We start from the raw sequence: 14,563 nt of genomic DNA, 5'->3' as shown, positions 1-14,563 counted from the left end.
CATATTTTTTTAGCAAAAGCTACAATTACTGCCAGCCAAAAGTGGTATATTTTTATATACACTAATGAGTGTAATTAGCAGTAAAAAATTATAATATCTACTTACTTTTAACCCAAATTAATTAAGATAAAAATTTTAGTCTGTTACCGAAAAATCCTTTACCCGTTGTGATGTAAACAAATAGCACAACCCATAAACTTCGATAACAAGTCAGTTAAAAAACTCTTTTGATCAGGGAATTGTCATCAGCCAATAACTCGGTAAAAATCATGGAAGCCATTGGTTATATTCATGTTGCCTCAGCCTACGAAGCATCAGAAAATATTGAGATTGTACCGATAAAATGGGAATTAAAATTTTTGCATTGGCCTAAACTGTCTAGCCCAGTTGCTATGCGTCTTTTATCTGTAGCACTGACTATAGGCATTTTAAATTTAGCTGACCAAACTTTAGCACTCCAGCAAGTAGGTAGTCGTGGCACAGCCGTCACCAATATTCAGAAGTGCTTAAAAAATTTAGGTTATTTTAATGGCCCCCTAACTGGTAGGTTTGCAAATTTAACTCAGCAAGCCGTCATCAGCTTTCAAAAAGCTAAAGGCCTAGCTGTTGATGGAATGGTTGGTACTAAAACTCAACAAGCTTTGCAACAATCATGCCAAAGCGAAATCAAGGGTGAAAGTAGCAATGGCCAATTGCGCGTTGGTAGTAGAGGTCAAGCTGTTTCCCAATTACAACAAAATTTGCGCCAGTTGGGCTATTTTAACGGCCCCAAAACTGGCTATTTTGGTTCACAAACTCGCCAAGCACTTATCCGATTTCAGCAAGCTGCTCAAATTCCCGCTAACGGAGTTTTTGATAGTCGCACAGCACAAGCGCTACAAAGTAATTTAGGTGTAGGTGGTGAATATCCCCTTCTTTCTGAAGGTAGTAGTGGCCCAGCGGTGACAAAATTACAACAACGTTTGCGAGATTTAGGTTACTTCAAGATGAATCCCACTGGGAATTTTAGAAGTATTACCAAAAATGCCGTAATTGCATTTCAGCGCAAAGCAAGCCTACCAGCTACCGGAGTTGCTAATGCTCAAACTTGGGATGCACTATATAATTCTGCTCAGGTGCCAGGTAGCAATAATGCAGGAAGTCAGCAAGTCAGAGATGTGCAACAACTTCTACAAGATTTAGGATACTACAATGGTACTCCTACAGGTACTGTCGGTACACTAACACGAGATGCGATCGCCCAATTTCAGCGAGACAAAGGACTCCCAGCCGATGGCATTGTTGATGCTCAACTGGTGAAAGCTGTGCGCCAAGCTTGGGTAGCTAGATATTCTAATCAACCTACTAGAACAGTTCTCGCAATGGGTGCAAAAGGAGAAAATGTCAAAGCAGTTCAAGAGCGTTTGTCGCAATTAGGCTACTTTAATCGGTCTTTGGATGGGGTTTTTGGTGAATATACGAAAAATTCTGTCCTAGAATTCCAAAAAGATTATCGCCTAAATCCCACTGGGAAAGTAGATGGGCAAACTTGGCAAGCATTAGGCTTTGATAATTCTGTGGCGACAAATCGTCCTGTGAGTAATCGTTATTATGTAGCAGCCGTGCCGATGCAAAATAGTGATACCCTCGATAAAGTGCGGCGCTTTGTCCCCAATGCTTTTCCAGATATGTCTATGTCAGGAAATTATGTGAATGCTGGAGCATTTAGCGATCGCTCCGTGGCTGAAAATCTCACAAAAATGTTACGCTCCAAAGGCTTAAATGCCAAGGTGCAATTTATTTAGCATTTCGATAGCGTAGATATAGACTGTCATATCAAATACACATAAGAGAATGCCAGATTCAGCATTTATTATCTTTATTGTTTTTGGCTTTATCTGGGTAGCGATGGGAGCCGTTGCTGTAATTGCGCTATTCAAGTCGGAAGGCCAAAAAATTCGTTTGGACAAATGGGGATTGTTGGTAACTATCCCGATTATTATCCCAATTGTAATTGTGTTGTTGTTTCAGGTCATTAAACCATTAATTTAATAGAGACGTTGCAGCAAGTGCAACGTCTCAAAATTATCTACTCAGCACTCTTTACGATGCTACTTGTGCCGCAGTCCGAGTCCGCCGCCTTCTGCCATCGGCAACTTTTACAGGTGGTTCATCAGGAATTTGCATTAATAGTGTCACAGTTGGTTGACATTGCAATTCTCGACGAATTGAACGCGCTAATTCTCGTTCTAGAGTTCCTTGCAATCCACCCCAGTCGATTTCTGGTTGTTCACCTTCCAAAGATGCAAATTCTGACCAACGCACACCCAAAATTTCTTCGATACGCTGCTGTACCCATTTTTGGATCAGCGATCGCTCTACACTAGTAACAACACCCCGCAGGTGAATTTCTGGCTTGGCCATGAGTTTACCAGTCCAATCAATCGCTGCGGCAATAGTTACAATCCCTTCTTCCGCCATACGTTGCCGTTCTTGCAGCACCTTAGCACTTACCATACCAGAACTAGAAGTATCCACTAGTTCAATCCCCGCCTGCACTTTACCAGCCGCACGGATGGAAGTTTCTGTCAGTTCTACAATATCCCCATTCTGGATAATCACCATATTTTCAGCGGGGATACCCATACTTTGGGCAGTTTCAGAGTGTTTGACTAACATCCGATGTTCGCCGTGAACTGGCAAGAAGAACTTAGGACGAGTTAAGGCAATCATCAACTTTTGGTCTTCTTGACAGCCATGACCAGAAACGTGAATTCCTTTATCTCTTCCATAAACAACTTTCGCACCCTGAAGCATCAACTTATCGATGGTATTTACAACCGCGATGGTATTACCAGGGATGGGGTTGGCGGAGAAAACAACGGTATCGCCTTCCCGAATTTTGATATGGGGGTGTTCTTTATTGGCAATGCGGGTCATGGCTGCCATTGTCTCACCTTGAGAACCTGTGGTGAGAATCAACACATTGTCGTCTGGAAGATTGCGAACTGTATGTAGTGGTTGCAGTAAGTTATCTTCACATTTGACATAACCCAAATTGCGGGCATGGGCAATCAGATTCAGCATAGAACGCCCGACAACTGTCACCACACGGTTATGTTTCTGCGCCAGTTGCAAAATCATATTGATGCGATGCACCGATGAGGCAAAGGTAGTGACAAACAATCGTCCAGTAGCTTGACTAAATACCCGATCTAGATTTGGATAAACAGAACGTTCCGAAGGAGTAAAGCCTGGTACTTCTGAGTTGGTGGAATCACTCAGCAAGCACAGCACACCTTTTTCACCATGTTCGGCTAAACGCTGCACGTCAAACTTTTCCCCATCAACTGGGGTGTGGTCAAATTTAAAATCCCCTGTGTGAATCACAACACCCAGGGGAGTATGAATAGCAACCGTAAAACTATCAGCGATAGAATGAGTGTTGCGGATATACTCAACAAAGAAATGTTGGCCAATCCTGACTAGATCACGCGGCAGAACTGAACGTAACTCTGTGCGATCGCGTACTCCTGCTTCTTCTAATTTCCCTTCTAGCATGGCCATTGCCAGTCTTGGCCCGTAAATTACCGGGATTTCAAATTGCTTGAGGTGAAAAGCAATACCACCAATATGGTCTTCATGACCGTGGGTGACGACCATTCCTTTAATTTTATGTCGGTTTTCCCTAAGATAGCTAGTATCAGGAAGAACAATGTTTACCCCGTGCATTGCTTCTGTAGGGAAAGCTAAACCCGCATCTAATAAGATAATTTCGTCATCGTATTCAAAAACGCAGGTATTTTTGCCAATTTCATGTAAACCGCCCAAAGGAATAATTTTTAGGGCGGAGTTAGCTTCGTTTTTAGCCATTTTCTCCTTAGTTAGATTGTTGTTTAGTGTTAATAGATTGAAGGTTAGCAAGCTTGTATTAAAGACAACACTGGCTTTCTCTCGGAAAGCAGTTAAATTTCGTTTAGATTTTCAACTGTTTGTTCAATAAAATCTTTTAGCAGCGATCGCACCCTTTTATAAAGTGCCTTCTCAAAATCTGCCCATTATTCATATACACATTTACGGCAACTTGCCCACCATATACTGCCTAAATTAAATTTAGTTTTTGAAGCACCGCCTCTAGTTTTTGGCTAACTTCTGAGTCAGCATCACATAGTGGCAGACGTGTTGAACCAACCTCCCAGCCTTGAAGTTTAAGTGCTTGTTTAATGGGAATGGGATTTGTAGTGATAAATAAAGCTTTAAATAACGGGAATAGTTGAAGATGAATATCTCTGGCCTCTGCAATTTTTCCCGCACTAAAAGCTTGAATCATCTGCTGTAGTTGGTTGCCTACCAGATGAGAAGCCACACTGACTATCCCTGTTGCCCCCAGCGCTAACAAGGGCAGTGTGAGGGAATCATCTCCAGCGTAAATCTGAAATTCTTGTGATGTCAAGCGACGGATTTCACTTGCCTGATCTAAATTACCACTGGCTTCTTTGATTCCAACAATATTATCAATTTCTGCTAATTTGGCAACTGTTTCTGCACTGAGATTCTGTCCAGTACGACCAGGAATGTTGTATAACAACAGCGGGATATCAGGGCAAGCTTGGGCAATTGCCTGAAAATGTTGATATAACCCAGCTTGGGGCGGTTTATTATAATAGGGTACAACTTGTAATGTACCGTGTACTCCTATTTTAGCTGCCTTTTGCGTAGCCGCGATCGCTTCTTTGGTGGAATTGGAACCACATCCTGCTATCACTTTGGCTTTGCCGGACACGGCCTGCAAAACTTCTAAAAATAGCTGGTATTCCTCTTCCCAAGTTAGGGTTGGGGATTCTCCTGTTGTACCGCATATCACCAACGTATCTGTTCCGTTGTTAGCTAGATGCGCTGCTAATTCTGCGGCTACACCATAGTTAACACTACCGTCTGCTTTGAACGGCGTGATCATAGCGGTTAAAACTTTACCAAAATCTCCCACCCTCTTTTTACTCCTGATTACCTGTTTGGTTTTTTCTGTTGGTGGTTTTCTATAATGTAATAGCTTATTCGCTAATTACTTTCAAGAGTGATGCACTCATTTGTTTTTTGCCATTTCTGTTTGACTGATGACGCAAAACTACTGAGAGATGTATGCTTGTGCTGACTTGAGAAGATTTTTTTCCACTAATAATTCAGCAATTTGAACTGCATTCAACGCTGCGCCTTTGCGAATTTGATCACCACAAAGCCATAATTCTAAACCGCACGGATGAGAAATATCTTGACGAATTCTACCCACTAAAACTTCATCCCGTCCAGTTGCTTCTATGGGCATGGGAAAATGATTTGCCCGCCAATCTTCTACCAATTTCACCCCAGGAGAGTGGCTTAAAATTTCTCTAGCAGTATCTGGACTAAATGGAGTAGCAAATTCTAGGTTAATTGCTTCTGAATGAGCTCGCAGTACGGGAACCCGTACACAAGTGGCACTAATTCTAATTTCCTGCGTACCAAAAATTTTTCGCGTTTCATTCACCATTTTCATTTCTTCCTCACAGTACCCAAAATCATTCATGGGGGTGTTATGAGGAAATAAATTAAATGCTAATGGGTATGGTAATACTTCCGCGGCTGGTTCCTGTCCTTGAAGAATAGCAGCAGCTTGAGTTTTGACTTCTGCCATTGCTTTGGCACCAGCACCACTAGCTGATTGGTATGTGGCAGCAATAATGCGTTGGATTGGTTTTACTTGATGCAATGGCCAAATTGCCACTGCCAACAAAATTGTCGTGCAGTTGGGATTGGCGATAATGCCTTGATGAGAGGCTGCGGCTTGGGGATTAACTTCTGGTACAACCAATGGCACTTCCGGATTCATCCGAAAAGCACTGGAGTTATCGATGACGACTGCGCCTTTTTCAACGACTACGGGAGCCCATTTTTTTGATGTGGAACCGCCAGCACTAGCCAATACCAAATCTAGATTTTCTAAAGCGCGATCGCTGACTGGTTCTACTACTAAATTTTCTCCTTTAAATTTAAGTGATCGCCCTACACTGCGTTCAGATGCCAGCAATTTTAATTCCGAAATCGGAAAATTTCGGCTTTCTAATAATTCCAGCAACTCTGTACCCACAGCACCAGTCGCACCCAAAATAGCTACACGATATGTTTTAGACAAATGAACTCCTCCTTTAATTTCTAAGAGGTAATGAGTAATGTTATGAAATCGGCATTTATGGAAATAGCAGTAGCAGATTTTGAATAATTGTTTGATTTTATTCCAACTTTTTGATTACAGTAGGTTAATTTTTGAGTTACATATCTTAATAAATAATTTAGCAATTACAATTTTTTATAATTACCCAGTAAATTTTCTACCAATTAAAAAAGTATATATTATTGTACAACAAATTACGGCTCAGGGAAAAACGTTCAACAATTGCTGCTCAACCATTATTGATGATGGAACAAGTATTTTGCCCAAAATTTGACTTGGACTTAGGCAGACAATCAATGTACTATGATCCGAGATAGCATCAAGCCAGGACATTAAACCACCGAGCTATGCGGTAAGCATATAGTTAAACTTGGACTTGTCAGGCAAACAGACCTCGCAAATGATGAGAGGGTGTATAGATAAATTTATTGTGGTAAAGTGCCAAGTCCTTGGCCATTGGCAGTAAACTGGATCTCTACTGAAGGCACCTGCCATTTCCACCTAGATATATCAAACCATATAAGCGTTCAATAGTCGCTTGTGTGTACTTGGAGTTAAAAATACCAAATAGAGACGAAGCATGAAAGTTACCCAGGAGAAACTTCCCGCCAGCCAGATAGGGCTAGAAATAGAGATTGCACCAGAAATCACTCAGCAAACCTACGATCAAGTTATTAAAAACTTATCTAGTACTGCAAATATTCCTGGGTTTCGTAAAGGTAAAGTGCCTCGGCAAATCTTGCTTCAGCGCTTAGGAATAACTCGCATCAAGGCAGCAGCCCTAGAAGAATTAATTCAAAATGGTATAGAGCAAGCAGTCAAACAAGAAGACATTCAAGCAATTGGTCAGCCGCAATTGCGTTCTTCGTTTGAGGACTTGATCAATAATTATGAACCAGGGAAACCCTTCACTTTCTCGGCTGCTGTTGATGTCGAACCAGAAGTAAATCTCACCCAATACACTGGTTTACAAGCCCAAGCAGAGGAAGTCAAATACGACCCCACACAGGTAGATAGCGTTCTGGAAAAAGAACGCCAACAAATGGCAACTTTGATTCCTGTGGAAGGAAGAGCAGCCCAAATTGGTGATGTTGCTGTTGTAGATTTTAAAGGAGTCATAGCCAAAGCTGAAGGCGAAGATCCAGATGCCGAACCAACACCAATTCCAGGTGGCGATGCTGCTGATTTTCAAGTGGAGTTAGAGGAAGATAAATTTATCCCAGGTTTTGTTACAGGCATGATAGGGATGAATCCTGGTGAAACCAAAGAAATTTCAGCCCAGTTTCCAGACCCTTACGTTAACCAAGAGTTAGCTGGCAAACCAGCAAGTTTTACAGTCACTCTCAAAGAACTGAAGGAAAAGGAACTACCAGAACTGGACGATGATTTTGCCCAAGAAGTCAGTGACTTTGAAACCTTAGAAGAACTGCGGAAGTCTCTAGAAGAACGCTATCAAAAAGAGGCTGACGACAAAACTAAAACTAACAAACAAGAAGCATTGTTGGCAGAATTACTCAAGTATGTAGAAATTGACTTGCCTGGAACCTTAGTTGACCAAGAAGTCGATGCTATGCTGACACAAACAGCCATCCGCCTATCGCAGCAGGGTTTGGATGTGAGAAAGCTGTTTACTCAAGATATTCTGCCACAATTGCGGGAGCGATCGCGCGGTGAGGCAATTGAACGCCTAAAACGTTCCCTAGCCTTACGAGAAATCGGCAAACGTGAGTCTCTCATCGTCACACCAGAAGAACTGCAAGCCAGAGTCACAGAACTTTTGGCACAGTATTCTGAGGAAGAAGTTGACGAAGATAAACTGAGTTCTATGGTGGAAAACGAACTGTTGAGTGAAAAAATTATCAATTGGCTCTTAGATAACTCATCAGTTGAGCTAGTACCAGAAGGAACCTTAAGTGCCAAGGAAGAAGAATCTGAAGATGCAGCAACTGCACCAGAGACTGAGGCAAGCAGCAGCACAGCTACGGCAGAATCAGCAGTAGAAGGATAGGGTGCAGGGGTGCATGGTGCGGGGGAAGGATATACTACTCAGCAACGCCAGTTGCTACAACGGAGGTTACCTCCCTTCGGGTTTGCAGTTCCTTCTCCTAATCGGAGACGCTGCGCGAACAAGTCGGCAAAGCCGCCCAACGGACTGCTCACCGCAACGCAGTGGCTCCTCAGCACTCGCCTTCGGCTATCTCTACTTTTGAGCGATCGCAAGACATCTGTTCGTAGATTAGGCTAGGGTAGTAAGTGCCTTGTTTGAGTATGAACAATTATTACTCAGCACTCAGTCGTCAAGATTTCATGGAGGCATTAATATTGCTGGAATCTTAAAATAAAATCCTACATTTTATCATGACTAGAGCTTAAGACTGTGTTACACGAGAAAAATCTGGATGAGGCATAATAGTTAACACATAGCTCAAATTAAAATCTCATCCGTTAAAAAAGCAGCGATCGCTGCCTTAAACTAAGTCCTACTAATCCTCAGATGTTCTCCTATGCTTTTATCGCAGTCAGGAAATTACCCCATCATCAGTTCCAGCCATCTAGCTATCAACTCCCATCTAAATGGCCCCAACAACATTGTGCCAACGGTGGTAGAGCAGTCTGGTATGGGAGAGAGAGCTTTTGACATCTACTCCCGCCTGCTGCGAGAACGGATTATCTTTTTGGGAACCGCCATTGATGATACCGTTGCCAATTCAATTGTCGCTCAGTTGTTATTCTTGGATTCGGAAGACGCAGAAAAAGACATTCAATTGTACATTAATTCTCCTGGCGGCTCAGTCTACGCAGGGATGGCAATTTATGATACAATCCAACAAATCCGTCCCGATGTTGTGACTATCTGTTTTGGATTAGCCGCAAGTATGGGGGCATTTTTGTTAGCAGCAGGAACCGCAGGTAAGCGGATGTCTTTACCTGATTCGCGGATTATGATCCATCAACCACTAGGTGGCGCTCAAGGTCAAGCCATTGATATAGAAATTCAAGCTAGAGAAATTCTTTATATCAAGGGTCAGTTGAATCAGTTATTGGCTCATCATACGGGTCAACCTCTAGAGAGATTAGAAGCAGACACAGACCGCGACTTTTTCATGTCGGCAGAAGAAGCCAAAAATTACGGTTTGATTGATCAGGTCATCTCCCGACAAAATCTTCCCACAGCTGGGGAAAACGTCACCATTCTGAAATAAGAGGCTGGTATGTCTAAGTACGACTCCCATTTAAAATGTTCGTTTTGTGGCAAGTCTCAAGAGCAGGTGCGTAAGTTGATCGCAGGGCCGGGAGTTTACATCTGCGACGAGTGCGTTGACTTGTGTAATGAAATACTAGATGAGGAGTTACTGGACACCAACGGTGTAGCGCCACAACCAGCACCTAAGTCTGAAGCACCTCAAAAACGTCGCAATCGTTCTGCTAATCTCTCATTTAATCAGATACCAAAGCCAAGAGAGATTAAAAAGTATCTCGACGAACATGTCATTGGCCAAGACGAAGCCAAAAAAGTGTTATCAGTCGCAGTTTACAATCATTATAAGCGGCTGGCAATCTTACAGTCTAAAGGCAATGGCAAAAACGGAGGGGATGACTCAGTAGAACTGCAAAAGTCAAATATTTTGTTAATTGGCCCGACTGGATGCGGCAAAACCCTCTTAGCCCAAACTCTAGCTAAAATTTTGGATGTACCTTTTGCTGTTGCTGATGCTACCACATTAACAGAAGCAGGTTATGTCGGCGAAGATGTGGAAAATATCTTACTGCGACTGCTACAAGTGGCAGATTTAGATGTAGAAGAAGCGCAACGTGGGATTATCTACATCGACGAGATTGACAAAATTGCCCGCAAAAGTGAAAACCCATCAATTACACGGGATGTTTCTGGTGAAGGTGTGCAGCAAGCTTTACTGAAAATGCTAGAAGGCACGATCGCCAACGTACCACCACAAGGGGGACGGAAACATCCGTATCAAGACTGCATCCAAATCGATACCAGTAATATTCTATTTGTCTGTGGTGGTGCCTTCGTCGGCTTAGAAAAAGTTGTAGAACAAAGAGCCGGGAAAAAGTCAATCGGTTTTGTGCAGCCAGGAGAAGGGCAATCGAAAGAAAAACGTGCTGCTGATGTGTTGCACAACCTGGAACCAGATGATTTGGTAAAATTTGGCATGATTCCAGAGTTTATTGGTCGGATACCAATGGTGGCGGTGGTTGACCCTCTGGATGAAGAAGCGCTAATGGCGATTCTCACTCAACCACGCAGTGCTTTGGTAAAACAGTACCAAAAACTGCTGAAGATGGATAATGTTCAATTAGATTTTAAACAAGATGCTCTACGAGCGATCGCTCAAGAAGCCTACCGCCGCAAAACGGGTGCAAGAGCATTGCGGGGTATTGTAGAAGAACTAATGCTAGATGTGATGTACGAGCTACCATCTCGTAAAGACGTGACTCGTTGTACAGTCACAAGGGAAATGGTAGAAAAACGCTCTACCGCCGAATTGATCGTACATCCATCCTCATTACCCAAACCAGAATCAGCATAAGAGTCAAAAGTCAAGAGTCAATTGTCAATAGGCTTTTGACTTTTGGCTATGGACTATTGACTATGGACTATTGACTCATGGCTTACATTGATGTTCGTGGTGTTGAACATTACTACGAGTGGGTGAAACAATCATCTACTGCTTTGACGAAACCCGTGATGGTATTCATTCACGGTTGGGCTGGTTCAGCTAGGTACTGGAAAAGTACGGCAAATGCTTTATCAGACCAATTTGATTGTTTACTTTATGATATGCGCGGTTTTGGGCGTTCTGGTGGGAAACCGACTCTAGTTCCAGCCAGTGAATCTGTTGCTACTTCTGAGTCTAGTCAAGAAACATCAGCCGCAATTCAAGAGCTAACTTATGAGTTGGAAGAATACGCTGATGATTTGGCAATTTTGTTAGATGAGTTGCATCTTGGGCGTGTTTACATCAATGCTCATTCAATGGGCGCGTCTGTTGCAACTTTATTTTTTAACCGCTATCCTCAACGGGTAGAACAAGGGATTTTAACTTGTAGTGGGATTTTTGAATACGATGAAAAAGCCTTTACTGCTTTTCATAAATTTGGCGGTTATGTAGTTAAATTTCGTCCCAAGTGGTTAGCTAAAATCCCATTTGTTGACCAGATGTTTATGGCGAGATTCCTGCATCGTTCTATACCGAAATCTGAGCGTCAGGCTTTTTTACAAGATTTTTTAGATGCAGATTATGATGCTGCTCTAGGAACTATTTTTACTTCGGTTAGCAAGGCACAATCTGAATTAATGCCACAAGAATTTGCTAAGTTAACTGTGCCAACGCTGCTAATTGCGGGTGAGTATGACCAGATTATTCCCGCAGCAATGGGAAAACAAGCCGCAGCAATGAATGACAAAGTTGAGTTTGCGCTAATTCCTAATACGGCTCATTTTCCCATGTTGGAAGATGTGCCGACTTATTTGCAACGAGTGCGAGAGTTTTTGCAGGTTACTGCGCCAGAAGTTAAAGTGAGTTGATTTTTGTGTATTTGATATTTGATATTGCAGCATCTCACTTCTATCTGTGGATTAACTTAAACCTAGTTCTCGTTTTAGTAAATTAATTGAATTCAGCCCGATGTAATTTTCTACCTTAATTAATTTTGGTGGTCGAATAATATCTTCAGCCGCAGCTTGTACTGCTATTTGTACTGCTTTAAAACTGGCAACATCACTGATGATAAATTCAGCCCGCTTCACAATTGCCTGAAGCTTATAAGCATCTTTTGGTTGTGCTGTCATTACTAGTAGTTCATCTCCGCGTAAACCGTGGAGGATAACTTCGGCAGCACGGGCAATGCCTGTACTCAGGCTGACTATGCCTATACAATGATCTTTTGGCAGATTTTTGACTAGATTCAGTTCTTTACTATAGTCATAGATATCCAAAGGAATGACTCTGACAGCTTTGGGCGCAGCTATTTGTTCGACTTCACCAATAAAATAGCGGCTGGTAACGACTGTAGCAGAGTTAGTTTTATCCAAAACAGCCGCTAATTCTTCCATTCTGATTAACTGAATGGGTATTTTCAGAGATTGCTCTAATTCATACACCATCAATTCGCCAGCACCGAGGTCTTGAGAAGGGACTGCAACCAGCACCTGAGCGCTACAACGCAAACGCCAATCCATTTCTGCTAAAAATAGCTCACGCGCTTGGCTGAGGGAACAGCCTTGAGCTAGAAGTTGGTCGAGTGCTTGCTGGACAACTTTATATGCGTCGGGATGTGCTTGCAAAATTGGTGATTGTAATCGACTACCGCCCTCATGACCTTGAGCGCGGACATAAATTCCTGAACCAGCCAAACTTTCTACCAAGCCTTCATCTTCTAGCTGGCGATAAACTTTGCTAATTGTATTGCGGTGTAATCCAGTTTGCATTGCTAATGCCCGTGTGCTAGGCAATTTGTAAGCAGGTGGATATTGCCGAGATGCGATCGCAAACCGAATTTGATTAAATAACTGAGTAGAAGCGGGAATTTCACTGTCTGGCTGAATACGAAACTGAATCATTACCACAACTCCTGAATCAAGTAACAATCAGCAATGAGCTACATTTGCTACTTGTCGTATTTTTTATTTGTAACACTCAACAGATAGGATACGATACAGGTCAAGTATAAAGCTATCTCATCTGGGTTTGGGTAATATCTATATATCTAAACCAATCACAGTTAATTCAGGCGGATGTTCTAGGGTAAATTGATAATATATTTCTCGTCGCTCTTGAGATAAAACGCTTAACTCCCATTCTAAAATTCCCATTTCCCCTAGTTGAATTTGCGGTTGGATGCGGGCAAGACGAATTTTGATTTGCTCGTTGCGGCTAACAGGTAATTGTTCTGTAATTTTTAAATTAATTTCTTGATTGAGTAAGTTTGTAATTAATAATCGATAAGCGTAAGTAGTTCGACGTTGATTCACAATCATTTTTTTATCTACTTGGCGCTCGACTAAATTCCGTTCAATTTTGATACCTTCATCAATGCCTAAGTTCAAGATAAATTCTTGTCCAGGGGCAATGTTGTCTAATTTAGTTCCACCTACAAAAACATCATCTCGAAAAATATTGGCTTTGCCAGGTAATAAAGTTGCGCCATCAGAACTATTTTTTACATAAGCTTGTAAATAAGCAAAGCTCACCAAGCGTGGTATGACTACATAGTCAAAAGTACAAGGATAATCTTCATTAAAAATTGTTATTTTATGGGGTGCGCCATCACTAGGAATATTCCCAGCACCATTGAGTTTAAAGGTAACTACACTTCCTTCTTTGGATATTGCTGCTGCTATATTTTCTGCGGCAACAAGAGCATCACTAGCTAGATCCTCCTCATCTTGTGAAAACAATGAATCTGCCGCAGGCATAGCCGCTATGCTAGGCAGTGATGGACGGGGTAATACTCGTTGCACTGTACGTGAACGTAGGGTGTCAATATACCAAGGTTCTAGTTTTGGTGGTAGTGTACCTAATCCTGGTTTAGCCGTTGAGAGAGAAAGAGATACATCTAACCAATCTTCGCCAGTATTTTGGGTGATTTCTGCCAGATAGCTTAAATTTACTGTTTGACTTGTGCTATTTACTCGCAAGTCATAAAGGGGAGTCCAACTAGCACGATTGATAATGTAGGATACTTCTAACTCAAACTCGCCTTCGCCAGCAACTTCTATACCGACAACCAAGCTAAAACTTTCTTGGGGATGGGGTGTTTGAATATTGTGTAATGTGGCGCGGAGTGCCTGTAGTTGCTTGTCTAGTTCCTGCTGTTGGCTATGGTAATCTCCAGATGCGATCGCATATTCGCTATACTGGCTGCCTAAAAAGTTCAAAAAATCTAAGGTTTCGCTGAGGCTGAGATTTTTGCGAGACAAACTTTGAGCAAATGGTTCTTCTGTTTTTTCCCGCAAGCCTTCAATAAATTTTGCCTGTAAAGCTAAGGCATCAATTTGCGCTTGCAAATTGCGTTTTTCTGCTTCTATTTGTTGAATTTGGCGGTTTAAATGTGCGACTCGTTCGGCAACAGGTTCGGTGGTGTAGATGCGATCGCTACTAACACTCAACAAACGTACCCCTACCGTACCTTGACCACCTACCCTAACAGAATCAGATTCTAGAGTTACTGGCAGTGAATTAATCACCAATTCCCTTTCCGTCCCTGTTAAAGCAACGACACCTTGTCTTGTAACTAAGGCTTGATCGCTGTATACCGTCACAGCTACTACCTGAGTTGGCACTGTTTTTCTTAGAGAAGGAGTTTCCGGGTGTGTCACTGCCAGCTTTCCCCATATCAAATGACTCTGCT

Annotated in this window: 12 protein-coding genes; 7 read left to right on the top strand and 5 right to left on the bottom strand. The window is 42.2% G+C overall.

Translation table 11 applies throughout. From position 1 onward, the window contains the following. Nucleotides 1–269 precede the first annotated feature (269 nt). Complete coding sequence (locus tag AC504W_RS05095; protein WP_494876592.1) at nucleotides 270–1,784, top strand: peptidoglycan-binding domain-containing protein; 1,515 nt, start codon at nucleotides 270–272, stop codon at nucleotides 1,782–1,784. 49 nt (nucleotides 1,785–1,833) lie between these two features. Next, nucleotides 1,834–2,031: a hypothetical protein gene (locus tag AC504W_RS05090; RefSeq protein WP_494876591.1), complete on the top strand. Its 198-nt coding sequence runs from the start codon at nucleotides 1,834–1,836 to the stop codon at nucleotides 2,029–2,031. Between the two features lie 51 nt (nucleotides 2,032–2,082). On the opposite strand, the gene AC504W_RS05085 is transcribed toward AC504W_RS05090, so the two are convergent. The 3 genes from AC504W_RS05085 to AC504W_RS05075 all read right to left on the bottom strand — a co-directional run bounded on the left by AC504W_RS05085 (nucleotide 2,083) and on the right by AC504W_RS05075 (nucleotide 6,148). Further along, complete coding sequence (locus tag AC504W_RS05085) at nucleotides 2,083–3,852, bottom strand: ribonuclease J (protein WP_494876590.1); 1,770 nt, start codon at nucleotides 3,850–3,852, stop codon at nucleotides 2,083–2,085. A 229-nt stretch (nucleotides 3,853–4,081) separates the two neighbouring features. Continuing rightward, a complete protein-coding gene (gene dapA / locus AC504W_RS05080) occupies nucleotides 4,082–4,966 on the bottom strand; it encodes a 4-hydroxy-tetrahydrodipicolinate synthase (protein WP_096583355.1) in 885 nt (294 codons plus the stop codon). Between the two features lie 138 nt (nucleotides 4,967–5,104). After that, nucleotides 5,105–6,148, bottom strand: coding sequence for an aspartate-semialdehyde dehydrogenase (locus AC504W_RS05075; protein WP_494876588.1), 1,044 nt, complete (start codon nucleotides 6,146–6,148; stop codon nucleotides 5,105–5,107). 619 nt (nucleotides 6,149–6,767) lie between these two features. Here AC504W_RS05075 and tig point away from each other — a divergent pair. The 5 genes from tig (at nucleotide 6,768) to AC504W_RS05050 (ending at nucleotide 11,738) form a co-directional block, all read left to right on the top strand. Then, nucleotides 6,768–8,195 carry a trigger factor gene (tig, locus tag AC504W_RS05070; RefSeq protein WP_494876587.1) on the top strand — a complete coding sequence of 476 codons (1,428 nt, stop codon included), beginning with the start codon at nucleotides 6,768–6,770 and terminating at the stop codon, nucleotides 8,193–8,195. Between the two features lie 9 nt (nucleotides 8,196–8,204). Beyond that, the gene (locus AC504W_RS05065) at nucleotides 8,205–8,432 is read left to right on the top strand and encodes a hypothetical protein (protein ID WP_494876586.1); all 228 of its coding nucleotides are present in this window, start codon (nucleotides 8,205–8,207) and stop codon (nucleotides 8,430–8,432) included. A 259-nt stretch (nucleotides 8,433–8,691) separates the two neighbouring features. Continuing rightward, complete coding sequence (gene clpP, locus AC504W_RS05060) at nucleotides 8,692–9,390, top strand: ATP-dependent Clp endopeptidase proteolytic subunit ClpP (RefSeq protein WP_494876585.1); 699 nt, start codon at nucleotides 8,692–8,694, stop codon at nucleotides 9,388–9,390. Between the two features lie 9 nt (nucleotides 9,391–9,399). Continuing rightward, complete coding sequence (clpX, locus tag AC504W_RS05055; RefSeq protein WP_494876584.1) at nucleotides 9,400–10,740, top strand: ATP-dependent protease ATP-binding subunit ClpX; 1,341 nt, start codon at nucleotides 9,400–9,402, stop codon at nucleotides 10,738–10,740. A 77-nt stretch (nucleotides 10,741–10,817) separates the two neighbouring features. After that, nucleotides 10,818–11,738 carry an alpha/beta fold hydrolase gene (locus AC504W_RS05050; protein ID WP_494876582.1) on the top strand — a complete coding sequence of 307 codons (921 nt, stop codon included), beginning with the start codon at nucleotides 10,818–10,820 and terminating at the stop codon, nucleotides 11,736–11,738. Nucleotides 11,739–11,789: 51 nt separating this feature from the next. Here AC504W_RS05050 and AC504W_RS05045 read toward each other — a convergent pair whose 3' ends face one another. After that, entirely contained in the window at nucleotides 11,790–12,773 is a 984-nt protein-coding gene (locus AC504W_RS05045; RefSeq protein ID WP_494876580.1) for a GntR family transcriptional regulator, read from the bottom strand. Nucleotides 12,774–12,911: 138 nt separating this feature from the next. Then, on the bottom strand, nucleotides 12,912–14,531 hold the full coding sequence (locus AC504W_RS05040; RefSeq protein ID WP_494876578.1) for a mucoidy inhibitor MuiA family protein: 1,620 nt from the start codon (nucleotides 14,529–14,531) through the stop codon (nucleotides 12,912–12,914). Nucleotides 14,532–14,563: the final 32 nt, after the last annotated feature.

It is taken from the genome of Nostoc sp. C96 (genome assembly GCF_059384975.1).
This window is presented reverse-complemented; position numbering and strand designations above follow the sequence as displayed.